This is a genomic window from Bacillus sp. ok061 (assembly GCF_900108285.1).
In the GTDB taxonomy this organism is placed as follows: domain Bacteria; phylum Bacillota; class Bacilli; order Bacillales; family Bacillaceae_G; genus Bacillus_A; species Bacillus_A thuringiensis_S.
The window spans coordinates 112,052-138,857 of the sequence record NZ_FNUW01000009.1 but is presented as its reverse complement, the minus strand read 5'-3'; the positions used below and the strand labels follow the sequence as shown (position 1 = coordinate 138,857).

Below are 26,806 nucleotides of genomic sequence, written 5' to 3'. Positions count from 1 at the left end.
AGAACGCGAGGAGGGAGAACGATGGCTGAAGCATTAGTGAAAAAGAAATTGATGTTAGAAGGTTTAGATTGTGCGAACTGTGCAATGAAAATTGAAAAAGGTGTTGGGAATATAGAAGGAGTAAATTCTTGCTCTGTAAACTTCGCAACAAAGACAATGATCTTAGAAACAGCACAAAATAAAGAAAACGAAGTTGTTACGGAAGCAAAACAACTCGTTACAAAATTAGAACCGCATATTAAAGTGCAAGAAGAACAAAAAAATAAAATTGCTAAAGAAGTATTTATATTAGAAGGTTTAGATTGCGCGAACTGTGCAATGAAAATTGAAAATAAAGTTAAGGAAATGCCAGCTGTCTCAGAAGCAACTGTTGATTTCGTATCGAAGAAACTACGAGTAGAAGTTGCGAATAAAAGAGAACTAGAAGCGACTGTAGCAAATATAACAAATGTCGTTCAAAAATTAGAGCCAGATGTGAAAGTTGTTCGTGAAGAGAAGAACGGTCATGACCACGGACATAGTCACGATCATGGTGAAGCAAATGTGAAAAAGATGGTAGGGAGATTAGTGGTCGGCGGAATTTTGACAGCAATTGCTGCATTAGCGGGTTTACCACAAATGGTAACAATTCCGTTATTCGTCCTTGCTTATTTATTAATAGGTGGAGATATCGTTTGGAGAGCGGTAAGAAACATAACTCGTGGCCAAGTATTTGATGAAAACTTCTTAATGGCAATTGCAACTGTAGGAGCTTTTGCAATTCAGCAATATTCAGAAGCTGTAGCAGTAATGCTATTTTATCAAGTAGGAGAACTATTCCAAAGCATTGCGGTAAACCGCTCTCGAAAATCAATTACTTCATTAATGGATATTCGTCCTGATTATGCAAATATAAAGGTTGGAAATGAAACGAAACAAGTATCACCAGAAGATGTACAAATTGGCGATTATATTATCGTTAAGCCAGGTGAGAAAGTACCATTAGACGGAAAAGTAATTGAAGGAACATCAATGGTAGATACTTCAGCATTAACTGGTGAATCTGTGCCGCGTGAAGTTGAAGTTGGAAATGATGTATTAAGTGGCTTTGTGAACCAAAATGGTGTATTGACAGTTGAAGTTAAAAAAGAATTCGGTGAATCAACTGTATCGAAAATTTTAGATTTAGTTCAAAATGCAAGCAGTAAAAAAGCACCAACAGAAAACTTCATTACGAAATTTGCGCGTTACTACACTCCAGTTGTAGTTATTACAGCGGCGATCATGGCGTTTATTCCACCACTTATTTTAGAAGGAGCTACATTCTCTGAGTGGATTTATAGAGCTTTAGTGTTCTTAGTAATCTCTTGTCCATGTGCGCTAGTTGTATCCATTCCTCTTGGATTCTTTGGAGGTATCGGTGGTGCATCTAAAAGTGGGGTTTTAGTAAAAGGAAGTAACTATTTAGAAGCTTTAAATGATGTGAAATATATTGTTTTTGACAAAACAGGAACATTAACAAAAGGTGTTTTTAAAGTTACAAAAATGGAACCGAGCGAAGGTACTACAAGTGAGGAGTTATTAGAGTATGCGGCATTTGCTGAAGTGTATTCTAATCATCCAATTGCCCAATCTATTCGAAAGGCATATGGAAAATCAATTGATGAAAAAATAATCGATGATTATAACGAAATTTCTGGTCACGGTACAGTCGTAAAAGTACAAGGAAAAGAAATTTTTGCAGGTAATGCAAAATTAATGAGAAAAGAAAATATTGAATTTAAACAACCAGAAACAGTAGGTACATTAGTTCACGTTGCTGTAGATGGAAAATATGCAGGTTATATTGTTATCTCTGATGAGGTAAAAGAGGATTCGAAACAAGCGATTCAAAAGTTAAAAGAACTAGGTATTAAAAAGACAGTAATGTTAACTGGTGATGCAAAACCAGTGGGTGAAGCTGTCGGTAAAGAATTAGGATTAGATGAAGTTCATGCGGAATTACTACCGCAACAAAAAGTAGAAGAGATTGAAAAAATTGATGCAGTGAAGCACGGAAAAGAAAAAATTGCCTTCGTTGGTGACGGTATTAACGATACACCAGTATTAGCCCGTGCAGACGTTGGTATTGCGATGGGTGGTTTAGGATCAGATGCAGCAATTGAAGCGGCAGACATCGTTATTATGACTGATGAGCCTTCAAAAATTGCGACCGCTGTAAAAATTGCAAAACGCACAAGAAGTATAGTGTGGCAAAATATCATCTTTGCTTTAGGTGTAAAAGGGATCGTTTTATTACTTGGTGCCTTTGGTATTGCAACAATGTGGGAAGCTGTTTTCTCAGATGTTGGTGTGACACTACTTGCAGTGTTAAATGCAATGCGTGTATTACGAGTGAAAGATTTATAAAAAAGAGGACGCAATCTGCGTCCTCTTTTTTATTGGTTATTTTGTTGAAATTGATTCAATAAAATAATATCAAATATTATTTTACTTTTAAATAGTATAATATTAAAATTTACAAATAAAAAACATTCGTCTTATTATTTTAATATATTTTTTACAAATATCCATATAGTATTGAAAAAACAGAGAAGGGGAAACTTCTCTGTTTATTTTTGTATGTTTTTTTCAACTTGTTCTCGAACAGTTTGAATGTAATTCATTTTATGATCCCAGCACTCTTGGCTTAAATCGACAGGATACTCTTCGGGATTTAAAGTGCGCATATATTCTTCCCAAAATAGAGCGAGACTCTGTTCATTATATTGTTGAATATCTAATATACTTGGTAGTTCATATGTTCTTTCACCGTTAACGAAAATGTCTTTATGCAGTTCACGGGCTTCAAAGTTTGTTACGAATTTACTTATATATGTGTGAACTGGATGGAACATTTTTAAGCGCTCTTCTTTTCCGGGTTCTTCAGAATCTAACGCAATATAATCACCCTCTGCATGATCGTTAACACGGTTGATAATACGATAAATTCGTTTCAGTCCTGGAGTGGTGATTTTTTCAGGGTTAGATGAAATTTTAATCGTATCATTTAATTTTCCATCAGTATCTTCAATCGCAACTAGTTTGTAAACAGCTCCTAATGCAGGTTGTTCAAAGGACGTAATTAACTTTGTCCCAACGCCCCATACGTCAATTTTGGCTCCTTGAGATTTAAGGTGCATAATTGTGTATTCATCTAAATCGCTAGAAGCGATAATTTTTGTATTTGTAAATCCTGCTTCATCTAGTAGTTTTCTTGCCTTTTTAGATAAATAAGCCATATCACCACTATCAAGACGAATACCATAGAAATCAATACGATCTCCAAATTCTTTTGCGACACGAATCGCATTTGGAACACCAGATTTTAATGTGTCATATGTATCAACGAGAAAGACGCACTTTTTATGAGTTTCAGCGTATTTCTTAAATGCGACGTATTCATCGCGATATGCTTGAACGAAAGAGTGAGCATGTGTGCCAGCTACAGGGATCCCGAAGCGTTTTCCGGCACGAACGTTGCTTGTAGAGGAGAAACCACCAATAAAGGCAGCGCGTGTCCCCCAAAGGGCAGCATCAAACTCATGGGCACGTCTTGTGCCGAACTCTAAAAGCTCATCATTACTTGCAGCATGTTTCATACGAGCAGCTTTTGTTGCAATTAATGTTTGGTAATTCACAATATTTAAGAGGGCGGTTTCAATAATTTGTGCTTCACCGAGTGGTGCATCAACACGTAATAAAGGCTCGTTATTAAATACAACTTCACCTTCTTGCATACTGCGAATCGTCCCAGTGAATTTCATATTTTGTAAATAATGAAGGAATTCTTCTTCAAATTGTAATTCTGCTAAATAAGCGATATCGCTTTCAGTAAAACTGAAATTTTCTATGTACTCTACAATTTTCTCAAGGCCAGCAAAAACAGCGTAACCGTTCTCAAATGGAAGCTTTCGAAAATATAAATCAAAAACAGAACGGCGATTATGAATACCATCTTTCCAATATGTATAAGCCATGTTGATTTGATATAGGTCTGTATGTAAGGCATAACTATCGTCTTTATAATGAGTCATCGCGAGAACACCTCCATAATTTGGTTATAGTATACCAATTTTTCACCATTCGTAGCAAAGAAGAGATATTGATGTGAAGTCAAGAGAGAAAAAAATGAAATTATGCATATTTTTTAGAAAATTTATATTTATCAATTTATATTTCTCCAAATTTTATGTATTATTAGAGTAATGGGGTAATGAGAATGGAGGAGGACAATGCAACAAACATTAGAAAAAATAGGCAAACAAGTCTTTTACAAACGGCTTCAGCAAAAAATGACACAAGAAGAATTATGTCAGGGCATTTGTTCTGTCTCATACTTAAGTAAGATCGAAAATGGAAAGATCGAAGCATCAGAAGAAATTCTACAATTGCTCTGCACAAGACTAGAAATTGCTGTGACGGATTTGAGAGATGTAGAAGAAGATGTGAAGGGGAAGCTGGATGAATGGTTGAATGCACTAGTTCATTTGGACAAGCAACAAGTAGAACGTATATATGAAGAGTTGCAAGGTGAAATGAAGCATGTGTTGGATTTTGAAATTATAAATTATTATAAACTGCTGTATACGCGGTATTTAATTATGAAAAGGGATATTTCTGCACTCGAAGAAGAATTAGATAAGTTGAAGAAGGTATATAAAAAATATTCTCCATTTCAGAAGTTATTATATATGTATAGTAGAGGGTTATTGTGCTGTTTACAGTATAGATGGAAGGATGGGTTAGATTACTTATTAAAAACAGAAGTAATGGCCAAGGAACAAGGGTATTATGAAACAGGCTTGTATTATAATATAGCGCTTGCATATACTCATTTAGATATTCATCATCTTGCAATTCATTTTGTAAATATGGCATTAGAAGGATTTCGTAGTGAATATAAGTTTAGAAACATAATTAATTGCCAAATCCTTATTGCGGTAAGTTATACAGAAAAAGGTCAGTATGAAGAAGCTTTAAAAATGTATGAGAGTATATTGAGAGAGGCCACATCTTTTGCTGATAAGGATGTACTATTAGCTATTACTTTAAGTAATATGGGAAGTATCTATTATAAAAAAGGCAAATACCAGCAAGCGAAAAAATATTATTTAGATAGTCTACAACTTCAAAAACAAATAGATTTAAACTATTTAGATACAATATACGAAATGGCATTAGTATGCATTAAATTAGAAGAGTTGGAAGAGGCAAGGACATTAATTGATAAGGGAATTGATGCAGCAAAACAGGAAGAGAGATTTAATGCAAAATTATATTTGCTTTTAATGCTTAGATATAAATATTTTGAAGAAGCAAAAGATTATAAAGTATTTTTGGAAAATGAGGCTATCCCATTGTATAAATCTGCAGGAAATAAAATAGAATTAAAGAAAGTATACGTTGAACTAGCAGAACATTTTTCCAGTTTATCGAGATTTGAAGAAAGTAATCGATATTATAGGTTAGTTATTGATTTAATGAATGATAATAAGGAGGAATAAAAATGAAAAAGATGGTATTTGGAGTATTGGCATTTATAGTGACTCTTACAGTTGCTGGAGGAATACAACAATATAGCAGTAAACCTGATATTGTTGGTCAACAAGCTAAAACTGTTGAACAAGTTAATTTATAATCCCCCCCTTTCCAACCGGAAAGGGGTTTTTCAATATTTGTTCCTCAAAATTCTACAAAACTTGAGAAAATAATTATTTGAATTTTTAGTATATTAATAGTGGAAACATAATGCTAATATGAAACTACTCTTTTTCAAAAAATTTTTTATTAGGGGGAAGGTTCATGAAAAAGAAAAGTTTAGCGTTAGTGTTAGCGACAGGAATGGCAGTTACTACGTTTGGAGGGACAGGCTCTGCATTTGCGGATTCTAAAAATGTACTCTCTACGAAGAAGTACAATGAGACAGTACAGTCACCTGAGTTTATTTCTGGTGATCTAACTGGAGCGACTGGTAAGAAAGCAGAATCTGTTGTGTTTGATTACTTAAACGCAGCAAAAGGTGATTACAAGCTAGGGGAAAAGAGTGCGCAAGATTCTTTCAAAGTGAAACAAGTGAAGAAAGATGCTGTAACTGATTCAACAGTAGTACGTATGCAACAAGTTTACGAAGGAGTACCTGTATGGGGTTCTACGCAAGTGGCTCACGTAAGTAAAGACGGTTCTTTAAAAGTATTGTCTGGAACAGTTGCACCTGATTTAGACAAAAAGGAAAAGTTGAAAAATAAAAATAAGATTGAAGGCGCAAAAGCAATTGAAATTGCGCAGCAAGATTTAGGGGTAACACCGAAATATGAGGTAGAACCAAAAGCGGACTTATATGTATATCAAAACGGTGAGGAAACAACATATGCATACGTTGTAAATCTAAACTTCTTAGATCCAAGCCCAGGAAACTACTACTATTTCATTGAGGCAGACAGCGGTAAAGTATTAAATAAGTTTAATACAATTGATCATGTAACGAATGATGATAAGTCACCAGTTAAGCAAGAGGCTCCTAAACAGGATGCGAAAGCTGTTGTAAAGCCTGTTACAGGAACGAATAAAGTAGGAACTGGTAAAGGTGTATTAGGAGATACGAAGTCGCTTAATACAACGTTATCTGGATCATCTTACTACTTACAAGATAATACACGCGGGGCAACGATTTTCACATATGATGCGAAAAATCGTTCAACATTACCAGGAACATTATGGGCAGATGCAGATAATGTTTTCAATGCAGCGTATGATGCAGCAGCAGTAGATGCTCATTACTATGCAGGTAAAACATATGATTATTATAAAGCTACGTTTAATAGAAATTCTATTAATGATGCAGGAGCGCCGTTAAAATCGACAGTTCATTACGGAAGTAATTATAACAATGCATTCTGGAACGGATCACAGATGGTATACGGAGATGGTGATGGTGTAACGTTTACTTCATTATCTGGTGGAATTGATGTAATTGGTCACGAGTTAACGCATGCTGTTACGGAAAATAGTTCAAATCTAATTTATCAAAATGAATCTGGGGCTTTAAATGAAGCGATTTCTGATATCTTTGGTACTTTAGTAGAATTCTATGATAACCGTAACCCGGATTGGGAGATTGGTGAAGATATTTACACACCTGGTAAAGCAGGAGACGCGCTTCGCTCTATGAGTGATCCAGCGAAATATGGTGACCCAGACCACTATTCTAAGCGTTACACAGGTTCAAGTGATAACGGTGGCGTTCATACAAACAGTGGTATTATTAACAAACAAGCTTATTTATTAGCAAATGGCGGTACGCATTCGGGTGTAACTGTAACGGGCATTGGTAAAGATAAGTTAGGTGCAATTTATTACCGTGCAAACACACAATATTTCACGCAATCTACTACATTTAGCCAAGCTCGTGCTGGTGCAGTACAAGCTGCAGCTGATTTATATGGTGCGACTTCTGCGGAAGTAGCAGCAGTTAAGCAATCATTTAGTGCTGTTGGTATTAACTAAGGATTTAAGGGATAGCTATTAATAAAATACCTCAAAAATAAAGAAGGAGCCGATGCTCCTTCTTTATTTTTTTCTCCATTTTTTCCACAAATAAAACAATCCAATAGTGCCTGCGATTGTTACAATCCACTTCGCTTCATTTGTTCCGTTCATAACATGATATGCCGAATATACTTCAATCAATAAGGCCGGTATTTTACCTATTGTACTGGCAATACTGAAGGAGAGTAATGACATTTTCCCTAGAGCTGCAAATAAAGTCACGATACTTGATGGGATGAAAGGTATCAATCGAAACGATAGAACGAGTAGGAAGGCCTCTCTACCTTCTACATAAAGAAGACGCTCTACCTTTGGATACTTATTTACTTTATCGTGAGTGAACTTTTGAAGGCCCATGCGATAAATATAAAACGAGATAATAGCCCCTAAGGCCTCACCTGCGATCGAAATGATTGTGCCATTTGTTACACCGAAGAGCTGTATATTAATGGCGGTTAAAAAGATGCTAGGAATAACACCTAAAAGACTAATGATGATGTTAATTAAGATACTAAGTGGAATTGCGATTGAATAGTATTCTGTTAAGAAATTTTGAATCGTTTCAGCCATGGTTTAAAATCCTTTATCTTTTTTTGCATTACACCATATTTCGATTGTATAGGCAAGGATAAATTTACATAATGTAGAAAAACGTTGATAAGAAGGTGTCTTTATACCTTATATAGGTATTGGGTATATAAAAACAGGGGTATTTTAAATTGTTTTGAAAAATGCTATAAAAACCTTTGTACAAAAGAGTTTTATAGTTATGTTATTGGTGATTTTTTCTGGGAAATAATTATAAAATATAGGGGGTATATATTATAAAACTCGGAAAATAGAGGGTTGATGAAATTGCGCGGGTAAATATGGAAAAACAGATGAAAAAAATGAAAACTGATAGATTTTTTTATTGTGAAATTGACTTTTAGTGAAGTTGCGATAATAATCATGGAAGAGGTGATATGATGAAACGAATAAGCAGTCTTTTCTTCAGTAGTTTATTGGCATTAATGCTGATCTTAAGTGGATGTGCAGGAAAAGAACAAAAACCAGAGAAACAGACAGGGAATCAAGCTACATCGGTAGAAAAAATTAGTGATAATATTTTAGATGAAATGGAAGGACCACCTAAAAATGGTCATACGATTGAAAGACATGTAGGCAAGTCAGAAGAGGATTTGAAGAATCGCTTGAAGACAGATAAAGTGTCAGCCGCAAGTACATACTATGATAAAGAAACAGCGACGAAAGCTGTAAAAGATAGCTTGAAGCAACATGACAAGGAAATTCAAGATTGGTTAAAAAATTCTAAAGAGGCTCGTCTCGTATTAAATACAACTCATTCATTCCCTGTTGGAAAAACGGTAATAAAGAAAAATATGAGTGTAAAAGACAAGTTAGTAAAAACTGTTACTGTTTTAGCAAGAGATAAGTCAGGGGAATTAGGGTTTAAGATTATTACTTCTTATCCATCTGATAAATAAGAAGGGGGAGTACATTATGTATACGACATTACAATACTTTCTTAAATCGTACTGTACGTTAAGTATTCATGAGGATGAAATAGTAAGCGTGATGGAAGAGTTTATTGAACAAGAAGACGAAGAAATTGTTTTGAAATTACGTGATGAATTAATAAATATGAAGAAAAAGAACGTGTGGGAAGAGGCGTGTGTATTAGCTGCGAAGGAAGGGAATCGTATGTGGTCTTTAGAAGAAACGAAAGACCATCTTGAAACTTTTTTACTATTACTGCAAAAGAAAAAGGCGTGATTTAATCACGCCTTTTTCTTTATGCTATTCGGTTGATATTATCTATTCTTTTGCAGCGCTTTTATATACGCTTTTTGAAATTTGTCCATTTGATATTACTTCCCCGTTTTGTGTTACTTTTTTATACGTAACCGCTGTTATTTTATCACTAGTTCTACTAATTACTTGAGAAGAAACTTCAACATTTTTACCAGTATTTGTACCGAAAATGCGTGTAGTAATACTACCTCCATTTGAAAATGCTTGAATATAAATATGATTGCCTGTATTATTTTTAAATTTTAAATCTGGACCATAATCTGCTACTGCTGCATCTTGCCCAAGTGGTAAATAATTTACCGGCATAGAATGATTGCTTCGAGAAACAATTCCTAAATCTGCCCTTAAAGCAGCGCTGTATAATGTACTACTGACTTGGCAAACTCCTCCGCCTGCACTTTGTATTACTTTACCTTGTGAATATACTGCTGCAGATTTATAACCGTGTGCAGCATCAGTTACGCCAACGCGGCCATTAAAACTAAACGTTTCATCAGGTGCGACAATAACCCCACTTAAAGTATTGGCTGACTTATTTACGTTAAATGATTGATTTCCGTTACGGCCAGCCATTGGCGTAGAATATTCAGCAATGACTTCTTTAATCCCCATTTTCTGTATGTCTTCTGTAGAGCGTTCTGGTTTTATGAATGTAACTGGCAATGTAACATCTGATTTACCGGTAGTAATAGCTTCGTTTGTTAAACCGTTTAGTTTCCCTTTATCAATTTTTTCTCCGTTTTGGCTTTGACTAGCATTTACTGTTGAGCCTTCAATACTGAATTCTGCATTAACAGGATTTTTTAATGTTTCATTATATTTATCTTTTATAAAGGTTTCATAAGCTGTTGCATTTAATTGTGGTGTTAATTTATAGTCACGTTTTAATTCACCGTTTTCAGCTTGCTTACGCATTTTGTAACGATTCATTACGTTTCCTTCTTGTTCTTTAAAGATTTTGTCAATAATATCTTTCTCTTTATAATTTATCCCTAAATCTTTCCATGTATAAGTTTGTTTATCGTTTTGGAATATGTAGGTAAGGGATTTTTGATCTAATTCAGTTACCTTTTGATTAATAATTGCTTGAATATCTTTCTTATTTTTTCCATCGAGAGAAATACCTTCAAATGTAGTATTTGGTAATGCAGTAGTATCTAATTGATTATTTAATTTGGAGACATATTGATATCCCCCAACACCGCCTACACAAAGTAATATGCCCCCAGCAATTGCAGAACCGATCAGTATTTTACTTAGCTTCATTTATTTCCCCCCAGAAATTTATGTATAAATATATGTATTACATTTTTTGTATAAAAATGATGAAAATAACATTATGTACGTACTAGTATACTATTATTTTCACTGTGTGTGTAATGTTTTCATAAAAAATGTTACACCGCTGTAATAATTGTCACTTCTTGTCACAATGTGTATGAAAAATATGTTGAAAATTATAATAAAAAGGCTGTCTAGAAAAATCTAGCAGCCTTTTTATTATAATTTTTTATGCTCATTTTTATTCGTAACACCGAGATGTTCTTGTAGTTTTGTCGAAATATTATCGACGCTTTTTTCATTTGGAACGTAATAATAAATACCACCTATATATTTATCTGTACCTTCTACTTGCATTTTTTCCATCTTTAAATTTGAATCCATTGAATTTTTTGTAATTGTCATCATATCATCAAAAGTTAAATTGGTTTTTAAGTCTTTATCGACAGCGTCTAGTAGGCCTCCGATTTTATTAATGGAATTAAGAGATAGTGCCTTTTCAGCAATGGCCTCTAATACAAGCTGTTGTCGTTGACCACGCATATAATCACTATCGATATGACGAGTTCTAGCCAGTGCCAGTGCCTCTTCTCCATTTAAATGTTGACGTCCTTTTTTTAGATGAATTGCATCTGCTTCATCTTTACTATTTTGCTCTGTGAACTCAACTGGAACGTCTACAGTAATACCACCAAGGGAATCAACAATTTTAATAAATGATTTAAAGTTGAATTTTACATAGTAGTCAACTGGAACATCTAAAAAGTTCTCTACCGTATCGATTGTGCTGTCTACACCACCGAATACGTGCGCATGTGTGATTTTATCGTATTTATCACGTGATTTAATGTAGACGCGTGAGTCACGTGGAATGCTTACAAGTTTAACGGATTTATCGTTTTTATTAATTGTTGCAAGTAATAATGCATCTGTTCGAGTTGCTTTTCCATAACCTTTTTCCCTAATATCACTTTCATCAACACCCATAATTAGTACAGAAATGTTGTCGGTCATAGGTTTAACAGCTTTTTCGCGTTTACTGGACTTATCTCCTCGACCTAGTTCAGCATAAGCATTATTTAAGACGGACTTTGCTTTACTGTATATATGGAAGGAGTAGCCTCCTGCTCCAAGTGCTACAATTAGTAATGGAATAAGAAGGAACCAAAGTAGGCGTTTTTTCTTTGAGCGTCCTTTTTTGGCTCGCGTATTGTTGTTCGGGTCGGATTTCATCATTTTTTCTCCTTTAAAACTATCAAAGTGTATACATTTAGAAGTGTATTCAAACACATAAAAAATATTTTACGCTAAATAAAAGCGATTGTACATGTATAAAAAATAGATGTCTTGATTATTTATCCCGCATTAACGGGCAGTAAAACTCCCACCTCAAAGTCCAGCGAATGCAAGGAAGTTAGGTGGGAGTTAACTGCCCGTAAAAGCCCGATTGGTTCAACTAATACTCAGAGGGGGATAGCCCCCTCTGAGTAAAGTTTCACTTTATAAGACATCTATTCGTTATTGTATACAAAAGATAGGGATAAGAAAATGATAAAATTTTACCTAATTACAACATAATGCTTACGATAATTGCAGATAAAATACTAACGAGAGTAGCTCCATATAGTAATTTAAGGCCAAACCTCGCAACAACGTTTCCTTGTTCTTCGTTTAGTCCTTTTACCGCACCTGAAATAATACCAATGGAAGAAAAATTGGCAAAAGACACAAGGAAAACAGAAATAATACCAACTGTACGGGGAGAAAGGCTATTAGAAATTTTACTAAGGTCCATCATTGCGACAAATTCATTCGTTACAAGCTTCGTTGCCATAATGCTACCAGCTGCGACAATTTCAGAACTTGGTACACCGATAAGGAATGCGATAGGTGCAAATACATAGCCGATTAATTGTTGGAACGTAATACCGAATATAATGAGGAACAGGTCATTAATACAACTAATTAATGCGACGAATCCGATGAGCATAGCGCCGACAACAATGGCTACACGAAAACCATCAAGAATGTATTCTCCAAGCATTTCAAAAAAGCTTTGTTTTTCACCTTTGATTTCTAAAATATCTTCGTCATCTTTAACGTCGTAAGGGTTAATGATGAGTACGATAATAAAACCGCTAAATAAATTGAGAACGAGTGCAGTTACTACATATTTAGGTTCAATCATTGTCATATAGGCACCTACGATAGACATAGATACGGTTGACATAGCAGAGGCACAAAGTGTATAAAGACGGTGTTTTGGAATTTGAGCTAATTGCTTTTTCACTGTAATAAAAACTTCTGATTGGCCGACAATGGCAGAGGCAATAGCATTGTAAGATTCTAATTTCCCAAGACCATTTATTTTACTAAGAAAGTACCCGATCCAATGAATAAAAAATGGTAGTATTTTGAAATGTTGTAATATACCAATTAAAACAGAAATAAAGACGATTGGTAATAATACAGTAAGGAAAAATGGCATTTCACCTTTATTTGCAAGACCACCAAATACGAAATTTATTCCATCAGCAGCATACTCGAGTAGCTTGGTAAACAAACTGGAAATGATTCTAATAAGTATGAGGCCGATTTCTGTATTTAATAGTAAATAAGTTAAAATTAACTGTATAATAAGCATGATAAAAATTGGTTTAAATTTAATATGCTTCTTATTATTGCTAGCAATATAAGCCAGCAAGAAAACAACAATTAGTCCGACGAAAAAAGTAATGAATTTCATGATAAGCCCCCTAAAAGAGATATTCTGCTATATATGTTTTTCATTTCAAGGGAGAATATGCATCTTTGGTAAAGAAAGGAATAGAGAGAGTATGAATATAAGTAGAGTGCATCACGTTGCAATTATTTGTTCGAATTATGAGAGGTCAAAGAATTTTTATACTATAATATTAGGGTTTAAAGAGATTAATGAAGTATATAGAAAGGAACGAGATTCTTATAAATTAGATTTATGTGTAGGAGAAGAGTATCAAATCGAATTATTTTCATTTCCAAATCCGCCTGAGCGCAAAAGTTTTCCAGAAGCAACCGGTCTTAGACATTTAGCATTTGCTGTTACAAATATAGAAGAAGCTGTGAAGCATTTAAACCAATGTGGTGTTAAGACAGAACCAATCCGTATTGATGAAATAACGGGGAAGAAATTCGTCTTTTTCCAAGACCCTGATGGTTTACCTTTAGAATTGTATGAGGTTTGAAAATTGGTGGATTTTATATAGAGTTGCTTTCCAATAATTGAAGAAACTAAAGTGAAACTTCTTTTTAAAAGGAGGTGTAACTTTAGCTAAGAAAGCTAAAGGACATATGTGGATATTTTAAAATTATTGATGGTAGTCATTCTTATTGGGTTAACAGCATTTTTTGTGGCTGTTGAATTTGCAATTATTAAGGTACGTAGCAGTCGTATTGATCAACTCGTTAGTGAAAAAAGACGAGGTGCACTGGCAGCTAAAAAGGTAACTTCAAATTTAGACGAGTATTTATCGGCCTGTCAGCTAGGTATTACAATTACTGCTTTAGGGCTCGGGTGGTTAGGGGAACCAACTATTAAACATTTACTCGAGCCGTTGTTTTTAAAATTACAATTCTCACCTGCAATTTCCAGTACAGTTTCATTTATTATTGCCTTTGCAGTAATTACATTTTTACATGTTGTCATTGGGGAACTTGCTCCAAAGACATTTGCTATACAAAAAGCAGAACAAGTTAGCTTATTGTTATCGAAACCACTTATTTATTTTTACCGAGTTATGTACCCGTTTATTTGGGCTTTAAATGGTTCAGCGAGAGTTGTAACTGGTTTATTCGGATTACATCCAGCTTCTGAACATGAAGTAGCTCATTCAGAAGAAGAATTAAGGTTAATCTTATCTGAGAGCTATGAGAGCGGAGAGATTAACCAAAGGGAATTTAAATATGTAAATAATATTTTTGAATTTGATAATAGAGTAGCAAAAGAAATTATGGTACCTCGTACGGAAGTTGTAGGTTTATATGAGGACGAACCATTTGAAACACATATTAAAGTCATCGCACAAGAAAAGTACACGAGATATCCTGTATTTGGTGAAGATAAAGATGAAATTATTGGGATGGTAAATGTAAAAGATTTATTTATTCGTTATATGGATGGTAATCGGGACGAGGAGTGCTCAATTATGCCATATACAAGGCCAGTTATTGAAGTGCTAGAAAATATTCCAATTCATGATTTACTGTTACAAATGCAAAGAAAACACATTCCATTAGCTGTATTATATGATGAATATGGTGGTACAGCAGGGATTGTTACACTAGAAGATATTTTAGAAGAAATTGTTGGAGAGATTCGAGATGAATACGATGAAGATGAGAATCCACCTATAGAGCATGTAAGTGAAGGATATAAAATCGTAGAGGGAAAAGTGCTTATTAGTGAAGTAAATGATTTGCTTGGCATACATTTAATTGCTGATGATGTAGATACAATTGGTGGCTGGATTATGGTACAAAAACAAATCGTTGCTGAAGGAGATATTATTGAGAAACACGGTTTTTATTTTAAAGTCCTTGAAAAGGATATGCATCAAATTAAACGAGTGGAAATAAGGAAAGTAGAAGAATGATTTTCTATAAACTTTAATAAAAAGGATATACAGAAAAATAAATGTTTGCGCTTTCAAAAAAGGTGCTATATAGTGAAGGTGGATACTGAAAAATTTTTCTGAATGATACTCGTGTTTTTAGAGGGCGGATTTTTTGGATAAGGATTTAGAATGAAAAAGTATAGGTGATAAAAATGATAGCAACGAAGGATATACGTATAGAAAAAGATTTTTTAGGTGAAAAAGAAGTACCAAGTGCAGCTTATTATGGTGTACAAACATTACGTGCCGTAGAAAACTTCCCAATTACAGGATACCGCATTCATCCATCACTCATTACAGCAATGGCAATTGTGAAAAAAGCGGCGGCACTTGCGAATATAGATACTGGTTACTTAGCTAAAGACATTGGACATGAAATTGCAGAAGCAGCGCAAGAAATTGTTGATGGAAAGTTTCATGATCAATTTATCGTGGATCCTATTCAAGGCGGAGCCGGAACTTCTATTAATATGAATACAAATGAAGTAATTGCGAATAGAGCGTTAGAGCGTATGGGATATGAAAAAGGGGAATATGCGAAAATTAGCCCAAACACTCATGTGAACATGGCTCAATCAACGAACGATGCGTTTCCAACAGGGATTCATATTGCAACTCTTATGATGTTAGAAGAGCTTCTTATTACAATGGAAGAACTTCATTCTGCTTTTCGTAAAAAAGCAAAAGAGTTTGATCACGTTATTAAAATGGGACGCACACATTTACAAGATGCAGTTCCAATTCGCCTTGGACAAGAATTTGAAGCGTATAGCCGAGTGCTTGAGCGTGATATAAAAAGAATTAAACAGTCTCGTCAACATTTATATGAAGTGAATATGGGGGCGACAGCTGTTGGTACAGGATTAAATGCAAATCCTACGTATATTGAACAAGTGGTAAAACATTTAAGAACGTTTAGTGGATTCCCACTTGTTGGTGCAGAGCATTTAGTTGATGCAACGCAAAATACAGATGCATACACAGAAGTATCTGCAGCGCTTAAAGTATGTATGATGAACATGTCTAAAATTGCAAACGATCTTCGTATTATGGCGTCTGGTCCACGTGTTGGGTTAGCTGAAATTCAATTGCCAGCACGTCAGCCAGGTTCATCGATTATGCCAGGAAAAGTAAATCCAGTTATGGCAGAAGTAATTAACCAAGTCGCATTCCAAGTCATCGGAAACGATCATACAATTTGCTTAGCATCAGAAGCAGGACAATTAGAGTTAAACGTAATGGAGCCTGTGCTTGTATTTAATTTAATTCAATCTATAAGTATTATGAATAACGGATTCCGTGTATTCCGTGAATATTGTATTGAAGGAATTACAGCAAATGAAGAATTGCTGAAGCAATATGTTGAGAAAAGTGTTGGAATTATTACAGCAGTTAATCCTCATATTGGTTATGAAGCAGCATCGCGTATTGCACGTGAAGCAATTGAAACAGGAAAGTCTGTTAGAGAGTTATGTTTAGAACATGGTGTACTGACAGAAGAAGAATTGGATATTATTTTAGATCCATTTGAAATGACACATCCTGAAATTGCTGGAGCTTCTTTATTAAAAAATAAAAAAATATAATGTGAAAAACACCGATCCATTTGGATCGGTGTTTTATTTTTAAAAGATATTAAACACAGCGTTTAATTGAAGTAAGCTAATAACAGCTAAGAAGATTAAACTGTATTTCATTGCTGTTTTAAATAGAGCAGATTCTTTACCAACTAGTCCAACTGCTGCACAAGCAACTGCTACAGATTGTGGTGAAACCATTTTTGCCATTGTACCACCTACTACGTTTAGGGCAACGAGTGTAGAAGGAACGATGTTTAATTGGTCTGCTGTTACTGCTTGAAGTGGTGCGAATAAAGAACCACTTGAAACTACTGAACCTGTAATGAATACGCCAATCCATCCTAAGATTGGAGAAAGAATTGGGAATGCATTACCAGTAGAAGAGAATGCAAGTCCAAGTGTAGATGACATACCAGAGTAGTTCTCTACGTAAGCTAAAGCGATAACGCTACAAATTGTATATACTGGAGCTTTTAATTCTTTCATTGTTTCAATCATTAATTCTTTAACCAGTTTACCTTTTACGCGGTAAACGATAAGTGAAACGATAATTGCTAGTACAATCGCAGTAGTTGTAGAAGAGAATACATCGAATTTGAAAACAGCTGCGAAAGGTGTATCAGCTTTTGTAATTGGTGTAGTTTTCATAACAGCATTATGAAGACCAGGGAACTGAATGTTAAATACTAAGTTTGCTAACGCACCATCTGGAGCAAATAAAGCTTTAATCGGTTTTAAGTTAAAGATTGTTACAAATGCAGTTAAGAATACGAATGGAGACCAAGCATATAAAATTTGATTGAATGTATGTGATACTTTAGTTTCTTGTTTTTCTTTTTTAGTAGAAGATTTTGGTTGCCAAACACGTAAGAATAATGCAAGAGCAATCATACTTACAACGGCTGCGAAAATGTTAGTAAGTTCTGCGCCTAAGAAGTAAGTTACAGCGAACTGAGTAATTGCGAAAGAAACACCACTTACAAGAATACCTTGCCAAGTTTCTTTAATACCTTTAATTCCATCGACCATTGAAACAAGTAAGAAAGGTAAGATGATACTAATGAAAGGTAAAATAAGAACAGTTTGACGACCAATAGTTAATGCGTCAAGTTCAGTTAATTGTGCTGGTACTGTAACTGGAATACCCATAGCACCCATAGCACCACCAGCAATATTAGCTACTAAACAAATACCTGCTGCTTTTAATGGATTAAAGCCCATACCCACGAGTAGTGCAGCTGTAATAGCAACTGGAACCCCTAGACCAGCTGCGCCTTCTAAGAAAGCACCGAAAGAATAAGCAATTAATAATACTTGTAAACGTTGATCATTTGTAATGCTTGAAATACTATCGCGAATAATATTGAATTGCTCTGTTTTAACAGTTAATTTGTAAAGGAAAATTGCGGCGATAACGATAGTACAAATTGGATAAAATCCAGATAAAACACCGAATCCAGCAGATGCTACAGCTACTGTTGCTGGCATTTTATAAACAAATATTGCAAGGATAATAGCGACAATCACACTATAAAGACCAGCCATGTAACTTTTCATTTTGAATCCCATTAAACAAATGATGAAACAAAAGATTGGAAGTGCTGCGATTAGTGCAGATAACCAAATATTGTTTAATGGATCATAAATTTGTGTCCAAGTACTCATAATAATGACAACTCCTATCTATTATATGTGAAGAAATTCACATTATTTGTGAAACTATTCACAATCAACTTACATGCTTAGTATATTCTCCTTCAACACTATTGTCAACGTAAAAAAGTATAATTATTCCATAATAGTGTTAAAAGAAAAGCTTTGTTCATAAAGTAGACAAAAAACACACTCAAATGAATTTAAGTGTGCTGTATAAATTATTTGCATATTATTTTGCTTATTCAGATGGCATGTTCCCTATAGGTGTATATGAGATGCCGTCTCTTATCCCGCATTAACGGGCAGTAAGACCCACACCTCAAAATTTAGCGGATGCAAAGAAGTTAGGTGGGGATTGGGCTGCCCGTAAACGCCTGGTTGGTGAGGGCTGATAATCAGTGGGGATGAACAAAACCCCCACTGATTAAAGTTTGATATATGCACTTATCTGTCCTGTTTGATTTAGTGAGAGAGGAACGGTGAGTGGATTTAATAGGAAGTTTTTCACAACAATTCAACCGCTTGCAATACGAATAAAAAATAAGAAATGAATTTTTAATACCATATCATCTCTTTTTACTGAAAATTCCTTTTAGCGTAACAAAGAGGTTAAGTATAGTTCAACTACATTACGATAGGTTATCAATTATAGACGATATTTTACAATACCGTTACTGTGCATTTCAATGAGGTGAAAATATAACAAAAAGCTTGATAAAACAACGTTTGCAAGCAAAGTATTCGTAGGCCATTATTTTGCTTTTTCGTTATATCATATAGTATAATATTCAAAATCAGCAAGGATTTTTTCCTGAATTTTTGCTGATGAAGATGGAAAAATTTTTCGGCTTTATAGGTTGATAAAGTTATGTCGTAACAGGAAATATAAGAACAGATATATAAATAAATAAAAAGAACATAAAAACGCAAATAAAAACGAAAATGAGGGGAACTTTATGAACCAAAATCAATTCGAATGTCGTATTTCAGAAGAAGATGTACAAATGTTAAGAGCGTTAGCTCACCCACTTCGTCTACGTCTAGTAATGGAACTTATGCAAAGAGGAACATGTAATGTAACACAACTACAGGAAGTATTAGAAATTCCGCAATCAACGGTTTCACAACATTTAACGAAGTTAAAGCAAAATAAAGTAGTGCGCTTTGAAAGACGAGGATTAGAAGTGTATTATCAAATCCATAATGATAAAGTAAGTGCGGTAGTAAAAACATTATTTTCTTAAAATTTGAATATTATGGAAAAAGACGTGTAGAATATACGTCTTTTTTTATTTGTCAGAAAGGTAGCGAGAGAGTAAATATTAGCATGTGAGGAAGAAATGACTATCAATCAACATGCTGCCTTACGGAATATATTCTAAAAGGAAAAGAAAAAATAGAAAGGAGTGTAGTAAGCAAAAGGAGGAATAGTAGTATGGATTGAGAGCTGTGACGAGCAGAGTGGAGTTGCTCAAGTGTATGATGTATCTAATCCTGGAGAAAGCGTTCACGTGAACGTGACGGCTTTAGAGGAGAAGTAATAGAAAAGACGCTTCTAAAATTAGAAGCGTCTTTTTGTTATTCCATCATACTCGCAACTTTTTTAGAGAAGAGAAGGAGTACAAGTCCTAAGACGATAACGATAATACCGATACTTGCAAATACTTCAAGGTATCCTAATGATTGTGTAAAGGAAGCAAGTTTACCAGCTAACCAGTTAGCCATACCCGTACCAGCTAACCATACTCCCATTAGTAATGATGCTAATTTTACAGGAGCAATTGCACTTACCATTGATAGACCGATTGGTGATAAGAATAACTCACCAATTGTATGGAAGAGATAAGTGATAACGATGAATAATAAATTCGCTTTGACAGTTATATCTGCTTCACTACTTCCAGTTTTTAGAACTGCTAATGTTAAAACAAGATAACCTATACCTAGTAAAATCATACCAAATGCCATTTTTGTTGGTACTTTTAAATCACCGCGTTTTGTTTTAGAAAGTTTTAACCATAGCATAGATACAAATGGTGCAAGTAGTACGATGAATGCTGGGTTAACTGATTGGAACCAAGATGTTGGAACTTCCCAACCGAAAATTGTACGATCAACAAATTTATTTGTATAAAGTGTTAGAGAACTACCAGCTTGTTCAAATCCTGCCCAGAAGAATACTACGAAACAAGTTAAAATTACAATTGCCCAAGTACGATTTTTCTCTTGTTTTGTTAAAGGTTTCTTTTCGACTACAGGTTGATTTTTTGATTTTTTGCCGACAACTGTTGTTCCTGCTTTACCAAGGTAACGAGGAGCTAATAAGTTGAAAACAATTTGTCCAATAATCATACCGATACAAGCTGCTAAGAATCCGTATTTATATCCCATTACAATAACGCCATTAGCGCTTGTTTTAAAGAAATCTTCTGCTAAAAATCCACAAATAAGTGGAGCAAAGAAAGCACCTACGTTAATACCCATATAGAAGATAGTAAATGCACTGTCACGACGTGAATCATTTTCGCCATACAATTCACCTAACAGTGTAGAAATATTTGGTTTGAAGAATCCATTACCAATAACTAATAGTATTAATCCAAGGAATAGTCCTGTTTTTGTATTCATTGAGAATAGTACAAAGTTGCCGATTGCCATGATGATTCCGCCGAGAGTAATGGCATGACGTCTTGTGATATAATGATCCGTTAGCCATCCGCCTATAATTGGCATGAAATATACTGCCGCTGTAAAAGTACCATATAATTGCACTGCGACTGCCTTATCAAATCCTAACCCGCCACTAACAGCAGCAGTTGTTAAATAAAGAACTAAAAGGCCACGCATTCCATAATAACTAAATCTTTCCCACATTTCTGTTAAGAACAACAAGTACAACCCTGGTGGATGTTTTTTTGGTGATTGTTGCTCTCCAGCTTTGTCTAATTTTAAAGCTGCATCCATTTTTGTTTCCCCCTAATCCTGTATAACGGATATTTATGTAATCATTTTAATTTACAAAATATTTAGAAGTCAATAGAATTATATGGAAATAGAAAGAAAATTTCTAAAAAAGTTCTATTTTTCTTCGACCGTTACTGTATTTTGCCCTGAAAACGAGATGATAAGCGTTTTCAAATGTAATAATTGAATTCTAAAAGAAAATAAAATAGTGATTAATCAGAAAATTTAGATTAAAATATTTATTCTTATATAAAGAAAATATATTCTATTTACTTTCCCAATATAACATATTGGGAATAAAAATACAAAACGAAATAATGTGACATTTAAGTGAATTGAAAAATAACCAGCTCCATAGAAGGGAGCTGGTTAAGGAAATATTATTTAACAAAGCGTTTTTCGATGTCATCTAATAGTAGGTTAGCGGCCATTACGCCACCAGCTGTATTCCAAATAACGTCGTCAACTTTGTATGCTTTACCATTTTTTACTGCATTTAAATTTTTAAATAGCGGATCATTAATATATTCTTTTTCTAATTCAGATCCTTTTTTCTCATTTCCTTTATCGAATGTGAAGTAGAATAATACGTCACCATCCATTGCAGAAATACGCTCTTTAGATACGTTACGCTCTGCAAAATCATCTTTGTTTTGATCTCCAGGACGTTTAAATCCAAGTTCTTTTAAAATAACACCAGAGAATGTATCACCATGATAAATACGAACATCACCAGGCATGAAACGAACCATAGAGATTTCTTGATTTACTTTATCGCCAAGTTTGCCTTTTAAATCTTTCATACGTGATTCGTAATCAGCTACAACTTTTTGACCTTCTTTTTCTTTATTTAATGCTTTTGCATAAAATTTGAAGTTATCTTTCCATTCACCACGTAATGTTTCTGAGAACACAGTAGGTGCAATTGCTTTTAGTTGTTCGTACACTTTTTCGTGACGCATTTTGTTACCGATAATTAAGTCTGGTTTTAAAGAAGCAATTGTTTCAACGTTAACTTGTCCTTCATCACCAACAACTTTTACATCTTTCATTTTATCCTTAATATGTGGATACCATGGGTCACCAGTCCAAGACTTTACAGCACCAACTGGTTTCACACCTAATTCAAGTAAAGCTTCAGTTCCTTCATTTGTCAAGATAACTACACGTTTTGGATTAGCAGGAACCTCTGTTTTACCCATTGCATGTTCTACAGTAACCACTTCTTTTTTATTATCTTCTTTTGTAGATTCTTCTTTGTTACTTGATTTTCCACAAGCGCTTAAAAGCATTGAAAATGCTAGTAAAAATACAAATACTGTAAACGATTTCTTCCGCATGAAATTCATTATGTACCCCCTACATGTTGAGAATATTTTTCAATAGCAAGCATGATATTAAGCCTTTATCTTTTGATTGTCAATACATATGGATGAAAATAATTCTCATTTCCGTTGACAATAAGAATTAAGTTGAAATACACTAACAACGTATCATTATACATTGAAGGGGAAACGCTGCATGTTATTAAAAACAAATCGAGCAAAATGGATTGGATTATTTGTTGGAATCATTGCAGTCGTTATTTGTATTTGGGGAAGTATTATTTTCGGATATACAAATACGAGTTGGAAACTAGCATTGGATGCTTTTTTCCATTTTAACGGTTCCAATGAACATATTATTATTCAAAATGTACGTCTGCCTAGGGCGTTAATTGCAGCTAGTGTTGGTGCTAGTTTAGCCATTGCTGGTTGTCTTATGCAAACTTTAACTAAGAATCCACTTGCTTCTCCAGATTTTATTGGATTAAATTCAGGTGCTGCGTTCTTCATAGTTGTAGCAATTGTAATCTTTTCAGTAACATCATTATCAGCTTTCACATGGATCGCCTTTTTAGGAGCGGCGGTTGCAGCTGTACTTGTATTTGCTTCTAGTTCTTTAGGAAAAGAAGGGACTACTCCTCTTAAGTTAACGTTAGCAGGGGTCGCAATTAGTGCGTTATTTTCATCATTAACACAAGGATTACTTGTGTTAAATGAAAAAGCACTTGAAGAGGTATTATTTTGGCTTGCTGGATCTGTGCAAGGGAGAAAGTTAGAAATTTTACAATCTGTATTCCCATATTTATTAATAGGATGGATTGCATCTCTTATGATGGCAGGGAAAGTAAATACATTGATGATGGGAGAAGACGTCGCGAAAGGACTTGGACAACGAACAATTTTAATGAAATCATTCGTGTTACTTATTATTGTACTGTTGTCTGGTGGTTCAGTTGCGGTTGCTGGTCCAATTGGATTTATTGGAATTATTACTCCGCATTTTGCTAGATTTCTTGTTGGAGTTGACCACAGATGGAGAGTACCTTATAGCGGATTGTTAGGGGCAATACTACTAATATTGGCTGATATAGCAGCAAGATATGTCATTATGCCACAAGAAGTACCAGTAGGAGTTATGACAGCATTTATTGGAGCACCGTTCTTTATTTATATTGCACGTAAGAGAGGGCTTAGCAAATGAAGAAATATATTCCGTTTCGTATAGGAAAAGGCGAGCTCTCGTTTTTAATGTATAAACGAGCTTGTCTCGTCTTGTTAAGTTTACTAGTTGTTTTAATAGGATTATTCTTTGCGAGCGCAGGTATGGGAGACATGAAAATTGCTCCTTATGACGTATGGCAAGCAATTACCGGAAATGGCGATGCAATGTCAAATATGGTTGTAAATAAGTTTCGTATGCCACGTATTTTAATTGCTATCCTCGTAGGAATTGCGCTTGCGGTAGCGGGCTGTATTTTACAAGGGCTCGTTCGAAATCCACTTGCTTCTCCTGATATCATCGGGATTACGGGCGGGGCAAGTGTCGCAGTTGTATTATTTTTAGCGCTATTTAGTGATAAAAATAATGCACTAACGGTAAGTATTCATTATATGCCGCTCGCAGCTTTTGCAGGAGCAACGATTGTAGCGGTTTTTGTATACTTATTTGCATGGCAAAATGATGGATTATCACCAATTAGTCTCGTTTTAATTGGTGTTGGATTTTGGGCATTAACGAAGGCTGCGACAACATTATTTATGTTGCTAGCACCAATTTATCAAGCGAGCCAAGCAAATGTATGGATTACGGGTACCGTTTACGGCTCTTCTTGGCAAAACGTTATGGTACTTGCGCCTTGGGTTCTCATTTTAACAGTAATATCATTTATCGCAGCTAGGCATTTAAATGCACAAGAGCTAGGGGATGATATTGCGGTAGGACTTGGTGTTCCTTTAACGAAGTCACGCGTATTCATGTTATTACTTAGTACGGCTTTAATTGGGGGAGCAGTTGCCTTCGCCGGAGGAATTGGATTTGTCGGTTTAATGGCGCCTCATATTTCACGAAGGCTAGTTGGTTCTTTATACGGTGCATTACTCCCAGTTGCAGCTATTGTTGGTGTAATTCTAGTACTTGCTGCAGATTTAATTGGGCGTACAGTTTTCACACCACTTGAAATTCCAGCAGGGGTATTTACATCAGCAATTGGTGCACCTTATTTTATTTATTTACTTTATAAAAGTCGGAATTCATAAAGGGAGATGAATATGCAAAAAGCATTGGAGACGAAACGCTTGACGTTGTCTTATGGTGAAACAAGTATTATTGATGAGTTGAATTTAGAAATTCCAAAAGGCGAAATTACAATCTTTATCGGCTCTAACGGTTGCGGGAAATCAACTTTATTACGTTCACTAGCTAGATTATTAAAACCAACAACTGGTGATATTTTGTTAGATAATCAAGCCATTCAAAGTATGCAAACGAAGCAAATTGCTCGTCAAATGGCGATTTTACCGCAAGGACCACAAGCACCAGAAGGACTTACAGTATTACAACTTGTAAAGCAAGGGCGTTATCCATACCAAACATGGCTGAAGCAATGGTCAGAAAAAGACGAGGAAATGGTACAGAAAGCACTTGCAGCAACAGGTATGACAGAATTTGCTGAGCGTGATGTGCATGCTCTTTCAGGTGGACAACGACAACGTGCTTGGATTGCAATGACGCTTGCACAAGATACAGATATTATTTTACTGGATGAGCCTACTACATATTTAGATATGACTCACCAAATTGAGGTGCTAGATTTATTATTCGAATTAAATGAAACAGAACAAAGAACAATTGTCATGGTATTACACGATTTAAATTTAGCATGTCGCTATGCAGATAACATTGTAGCCATTCAAGATAAACAAATATATGCACAAGGTAAACCTGAAGAAGTGGTAGATGAGAAACTAGTACGTGATGTATTCCGAATGGAGTGTCAAATTAGTACGGATCCGTTGTTTGGAACACCGCTTTGTATACCTCACGGAAGAGGAAGACGTGTAGTTAAAGAAGTTGCTCAGGTAATGAGATAAAAAAACGATGAGTGATTCATCGTTTTTTTTATTTGGTACAAGAAAATAAGAGGAAGAGAGGAATACGTAAGCGACGTTTATACTCTTCTTCCTCTTGAAAATAGGTTGGATTTGGTGTAGCTTCTTTTAATGATGTAATGGTAAATCCGGCTTGCTGTAATAATGTGAAATACTCTTCCGTTGTACGATGATATTTAATAACTTCTTGGTCAATCCATGGTTCAACCCGTTTGCCTAGTTTAAAGTAATCATCGACGAGCCAACTCGTTCTTTTACCACTTGTTTGTAAGCTTTCAAATGAAGAAGTAATAACGGGATGTTGAACGCTAAAGGTAAAGGTGCCATTTGTTTTTAAAGTTTGAAACACATTTTGAAAAATGGTATCAAGATGTTCAATATAATGTAAGGCGAGTCTAGATGTTACTAAATCAAAAGTGGAAGAGGGGTAGGTATAATCTTTGAGGTTTAAAAAATGAACAGATCCATTTTTATTTTCTAGTTGTTTTTTAGCTTTTTCATACATAAGTTCGGAGCCTTCAATGCCGGTGTAAGAGTAGCATCCCTTTTCTAATAATTCCGCGCCAAACTTAGCATCACCACAGCCTAAATCGAGAATTTGTTTTCCTCGTACATGACCAATGAGCTGAAAGAATACTGGTTTTTCAATGGATTCATTTGGGCTATTTTCTCGGTATCTTCGTTTCATATATTGTTCGAAAAATGCTGTGTTATTGTATACATCAGATTCTGTAAATGCCATGTTTGAAGCCTCCCAAAATATTTTTTTATTCTATCAAATATGAAAAGTAAATGATAGATTTATTGTAATGAATCATATATAATCTAAAAATGTAAGCGGTTACTTTAAACTATTTTT

Annotated in this window: 22 protein-coding genes and 1 pseudogene; 14 read left to right on the top strand and 9 right to left on the bottom strand. The window is 34.8% G+C overall.

Translation table 11 applies throughout. The features are described from left to right. The first annotated feature begins 21 nt into the window (after window positions 1–21). Window positions 22–2,388, top strand: coding sequence for a heavy metal translocating P-type ATPase (locus tag C4S65_RS14525; protein WP_098838591.1), 2,367 nt, complete (start codon window positions 22–24; stop codon window positions 2,386–2,388). A 203-nt stretch (window positions 2,389–2,591) separates the two neighbouring features. Here the strand turns inward: C4S65_RS14525 and C4S65_RS14520 are convergent, their stop codons facing one another. Next, window positions 2,592–4,055: a nicotinate phosphoribosyltransferase gene (locus tag C4S65_RS14520; RefSeq protein WP_000150186.1), complete on the bottom strand. Its 1,464-nt coding sequence runs from the start codon at window positions 4,053–4,055 to the stop codon at window positions 2,592–2,594. Window positions 4,056–4,253: 198 nt separating this feature from the next. On the opposite strand from C4S65_RS14520, the gene C4S65_RS14515 reads away from it, so the two are divergent. The 3 genes from C4S65_RS14515 (at window position 4,254) to C4S65_RS14505 (ending at window position 7,524) form a co-directional block, all read left to right on the top strand. Beyond that, complete coding sequence (locus C4S65_RS14515; RefSeq protein ID WP_097820776.1) at window positions 4,254–5,525, top strand: tetratricopeptide repeat protein; 1,272 nt, start codon at window positions 4,254–4,256, stop codon at window positions 5,523–5,525. 2 nt (window positions 5,526–5,527) lie between these two features. Beyond that, window positions 5,528–5,659 (top strand): quorum-signaling peptide NprX, encoded by a 132-nt coding sequence (nprX, locus tag C4S65_RS14510; RefSeq protein WP_080481882.1) that lies wholly within the window; start codon window positions 5,528–5,530, stop codon window positions 5,657–5,659. Window positions 5,660–5,823: 164 nt separating this feature from the next. Beyond that, window positions 5,824–7,524 (top strand): M4 family metallopeptidase, encoded by a 1,701-nt coding sequence (locus C4S65_RS14505; RefSeq protein WP_000730373.1) that lies wholly within the window; start codon window positions 5,824–5,826, stop codon window positions 7,522–7,524. A 63-nt stretch (window positions 7,525–7,587) separates the two neighbouring features. On the opposite strand, the gene C4S65_RS14500 is transcribed toward C4S65_RS14505, so the two are convergent. Then, entirely contained in the window at window positions 7,588–8,136 is a 549-nt protein-coding gene (locus C4S65_RS14500; RefSeq protein WP_000852234.1) for a VTT domain-containing protein, read from the bottom strand. 398 nt (window positions 8,137–8,534) lie between these two features. Here C4S65_RS14500 and C4S65_RS14495 point away from each other — a divergent pair, with 398 nt between their 5' ends. Next, a complete protein-coding gene (locus C4S65_RS14495) occupies window positions 8,535–9,053 on the top strand; it encodes an RNase A-like domain-containing lipoprotein (protein WP_000822689.1) in 519 nt (172 codons plus the stop codon). A 16-nt stretch (window positions 9,054–9,069) separates the two neighbouring features. Beyond that, on the top strand, window positions 9,070–9,342 hold the full coding sequence (locus tag C4S65_RS14490) for a hypothetical protein (RefSeq protein WP_000288806.1): 273 nt from the start codon (window positions 9,070–9,072) through the stop codon (window positions 9,340–9,342). Window positions 9,343–9,384: 42 nt separating this feature from the next. On the opposite strand, the gene C4S65_RS14485 is transcribed toward C4S65_RS14490, so the two are convergent. The 3 genes from C4S65_RS14485 to C4S65_RS14475 all read right to left on the bottom strand — a co-directional run bounded on the left by C4S65_RS14485 (window position 9,385) and on the right by C4S65_RS14475 (window position 13,408). Beyond that, entirely contained in the window at window positions 9,385–10,647 is a 1,263-nt protein-coding gene (locus C4S65_RS14485; protein WP_103945272.1) for a VanW family protein, read from the bottom strand. A gap of 234 nt (window positions 10,648–10,881) precedes the next feature. Then, window positions 10,882–11,898, bottom strand: coding sequence for an LCP family protein (locus C4S65_RS14480; RefSeq protein WP_042972342.1), 1,017 nt, complete (start codon window positions 11,896–11,898; stop codon window positions 10,882–10,884). Between the two features lie 331 nt (window positions 11,899–12,229). Then, on the bottom strand, window positions 12,230–13,408 hold the full coding sequence (locus C4S65_RS14475) for a nucleoside transporter C-terminal domain-containing protein (protein ID WP_000668865.1): 1,179 nt from the start codon (window positions 13,406–13,408) through the stop codon (window positions 12,230–12,232). Between the two features lie 91 nt (window positions 13,409–13,499). Here C4S65_RS14475 and C4S65_RS14470 point away from each other — a divergent pair, with 91 nt between their 5' ends. From C4S65_RS14470 to aspA, 3 genes are all read left to right on the top strand, one after another. Next, on the top strand, window positions 13,500–13,886 hold the full coding sequence (locus tag C4S65_RS14470; RefSeq protein WP_061668100.1) for a VOC family protein: 387 nt from the start codon (window positions 13,500–13,502) through the stop codon (window positions 13,884–13,886). A 108-nt stretch (window positions 13,887–13,994) separates the two neighbouring features. Beyond that, the gene (locus C4S65_RS14465) at window positions 13,995–15,293 is read left to right on the top strand and encodes a hemolysin family protein (protein WP_000353319.1); all 1,299 of its coding nucleotides are present in this window, start codon (window positions 13,995–13,997) and stop codon (window positions 15,291–15,293) included. A 173-nt stretch (window positions 15,294–15,466) separates the two neighbouring features. Further along, window positions 15,467–16,900, top strand: coding sequence for an aspartate ammonia-lyase (gene aspA, locus C4S65_RS14460; protein ID WP_000562136.1), 1,434 nt, complete (start codon window positions 15,467–15,469; stop codon window positions 16,898–16,900). A gap of 39 nt (window positions 16,901–16,939) precedes the next feature. On the opposite strand, the gene C4S65_RS14455 is transcribed toward aspA, so the two are convergent. Further along, a complete protein-coding gene (locus tag C4S65_RS14455; protein ID WP_061668101.1) occupies window positions 16,940–18,559 on the bottom strand; it encodes a lactate permease LctP family transporter in 1,620 nt (539 codons plus the stop codon). Window positions 18,560–19,506: 947 nt separating this feature from the next. On the opposite strand from C4S65_RS14455, the gene C4S65_RS14450 reads away from it, so the two are divergent. Together C4S65_RS14450 and C4S65_RS33990 are read left to right on the top strand one after the other, a co-directional pair. After that, the gene (locus tag C4S65_RS14450; protein WP_001075219.1) at window positions 19,507–19,794 is read left to right on the top strand and encodes a metalloregulator ArsR/SmtB family transcription factor; all 288 of its coding nucleotides are present in this window, start codon (window positions 19,507–19,509) and stop codon (window positions 19,792–19,794) included. A 180-nt stretch (window positions 19,795–19,974) separates the two neighbouring features. Beyond that, window positions 19,975–20,091: pseudogene (locus C4S65_RS33990) on the top strand (H-type small acid-soluble spore protein); the annotation flags it as partial. Between the two features lie 37 nt (window positions 20,092–20,128). Here the strand turns inward: C4S65_RS33990 and C4S65_RS14445 are convergent. Beyond that, window positions 20,129–21,514, bottom strand: a complete 1,386-nt coding sequence (locus tag C4S65_RS14445; RefSeq protein WP_000338329.1) for a peptide MFS transporter — start codon at window positions 21,512–21,514, stop codon at window positions 20,129–20,131. Window positions 21,515–21,894: 380 nt separating this feature from the next. Then, on the bottom strand, window positions 21,895–22,863 hold the full coding sequence (locus C4S65_RS14440) for an iron-siderophore ABC transporter substrate-binding protein (RefSeq protein WP_001010281.1): 969 nt from the start codon (window positions 22,861–22,863) through the stop codon (window positions 21,895–21,897). A 172-nt stretch (window positions 22,864–23,035) separates the two neighbouring features. Here C4S65_RS14440 and C4S65_RS14435 point away from each other — a divergent pair, with 172 nt between their 5' ends. From C4S65_RS14435 to C4S65_RS14425, 3 genes are read left to right on the top strand one after another with little or no spacing between them, the layout of a single operon-like run. Further along, window positions 23,036–24,040: an iron ABC transporter permease gene (locus C4S65_RS14435; protein ID WP_000925232.1), complete on the top strand. Its 1,005-nt coding sequence runs from the start codon at window positions 23,036–23,038 to the stop codon at window positions 24,038–24,040. Continuing rightward, on the top strand, window positions 24,037–25,095 hold the full coding sequence (locus C4S65_RS14430) for an iron ABC transporter permease (RefSeq protein WP_103945271.1): 1,059 nt from the start codon (window positions 24,037–24,039) through the stop codon (window positions 25,093–25,095). Before C4S65_RS14435 ends, C4S65_RS14430 begins: the two co-directional genes overlap by 4 nt. Window positions 25,096–25,107: 12 nt before the next feature. Beyond that, on the top strand, window positions 25,108–25,929 hold the full coding sequence (locus C4S65_RS14425; protein WP_097820777.1) for an ABC transporter ATP-binding protein: 822 nt from the start codon (window positions 25,108–25,110) through the stop codon (window positions 25,927–25,929). 28 nt (window positions 25,930–25,957) lie between these two features. Here the strand turns inward: C4S65_RS14425 and C4S65_RS14420 are convergent, their stop codons facing one another. After that, a complete protein-coding gene (locus C4S65_RS14420; protein ID WP_097960556.1) occupies window positions 25,958–26,689 on the bottom strand; it encodes a class I SAM-dependent methyltransferase in 732 nt (243 codons plus the stop codon). Window positions 26,690–26,806: the final 117 nt, after the last annotated feature.

Excerpts from the sequence above, each read along its gene's own strand:
- C4S65_RS14525 (WP_098838591.1), top strand. The coding sequence starts at position 22 with ATGGCTGAAGCATTAGTGAAAAAGAAATTGATGTTAGAAGGTTTAGAT.
- C4S65_RS14520 (WP_000150186.1), bottom strand. The coding sequence starts at position 4,055 with ATGACTCATTATAAAGACGATAGTTATGCCTTACATACAGACCTATAT.
- C4S65_RS14515 (WP_097820776.1), top strand. The coding sequence starts at position 4,254 with ATGCAACAAACATTAGAAAAAATAGGCAAACAAGTCTTTTACAAACGG.
- nprX (WP_080481882.1), top strand. The coding sequence starts at position 5,528 with ATGAAAAAGATGGTATTTGGAGTATTGGCATTTATAGTGACTCTTACA.
- C4S65_RS14505 (WP_000730373.1), top strand. The coding sequence starts at position 5,824 with ATGAAAAAGAAAAGTTTAGCGTTAGTGTTAGCGACAGGAATGGCAGTT.
- C4S65_RS14500 (WP_000852234.1), bottom strand. The coding sequence starts at position 8,136 with ATGGCTGAAACGATTCAAAATTTCTTAACAGAATACTATTCAATCGCA.
- C4S65_RS14495 (WP_000822689.1), top strand. The coding sequence starts at position 8,535 with ATGAAACGAATAAGCAGTCTTTTCTTCAGTAGTTTATTGGCATTAATG.
- C4S65_RS14490 (WP_000288806.1), top strand. The coding sequence starts at position 9,070 with ATGTATACGACATTACAATACTTTCTTAAATCGTACTGTACGTTAAGT.
- C4S65_RS14485 (WP_103945272.1), bottom strand. The coding sequence starts at position 10,647 with ATGAAGCTAAGTAAAATACTGATCGGTTCTGCAATTGCTGGGGGCATA.
- C4S65_RS14480 (WP_042972342.1), bottom strand. The coding sequence starts at position 11,898 with ATGATGAAATCCGACCCGAACAACAATACGCGAGCCAAAAAAGGACGC.
- C4S65_RS14475 (WP_000668865.1), bottom strand. The coding sequence starts at position 13,408 with ATGAAATTCATTACTTTTTTCGTCGGACTAATTGTTGTTTTCTTGCTG.
- C4S65_RS14470 (WP_061668100.1), top strand. The coding sequence starts at position 13,500 with ATGAATATAAGTAGAGTGCATCACGTTGCAATTATTTGTTCGAATTAT.
- aspA (WP_000562136.1), top strand. The coding sequence starts at position 15,467 with ATGATAGCAACGAAGGATATACGTATAGAAAAAGATTTTTTAGGTGAA.
- C4S65_RS14455 (WP_061668101.1), bottom strand. The coding sequence starts at position 18,559 with ATGAGTACTTGGACACAAATTTATGATCCATTAAACAATATTTGGTTA.
- C4S65_RS14450 (WP_001075219.1), top strand. The coding sequence starts at position 19,507 with ATGAACCAAAATCAATTCGAATGTCGTATTTCAGAAGAAGATGTACAA.
- C4S65_RS14445 (WP_000338329.1), bottom strand. The coding sequence starts at position 21,514 with ATGGATGCAGCTTTAAAATTAGACAAAGCTGGAGAGCAACAATCACCA.
- C4S65_RS14440 (WP_001010281.1), bottom strand. The coding sequence starts at position 22,863 with ATGAATTTCATGCGGAAGAAATCGTTTACAGTATTTGTATTTTTACTA.
- C4S65_RS14435 (WP_000925232.1), top strand. The coding sequence starts at position 23,036 with ATGTTATTAAAAACAAATCGAGCAAAATGGATTGGATTATTTGTTGGA.
- C4S65_RS14430 (WP_103945271.1), top strand. The coding sequence starts at position 24,037 with ATGAAGAAATATATTCCGTTTCGTATAGGAAAAGGCGAGCTCTCGTTT.
- C4S65_RS14425 (WP_097820777.1), top strand. The coding sequence starts at position 25,108 with ATGCAAAAAGCATTGGAGACGAAACGCTTGACGTTGTCTTATGGTGAA.
- C4S65_RS14420 (WP_097960556.1), bottom strand. The coding sequence starts at position 26,689 with ATGGCATTTACAGAATCTGATGTATACAATAACACAGCATTTTTCGAA.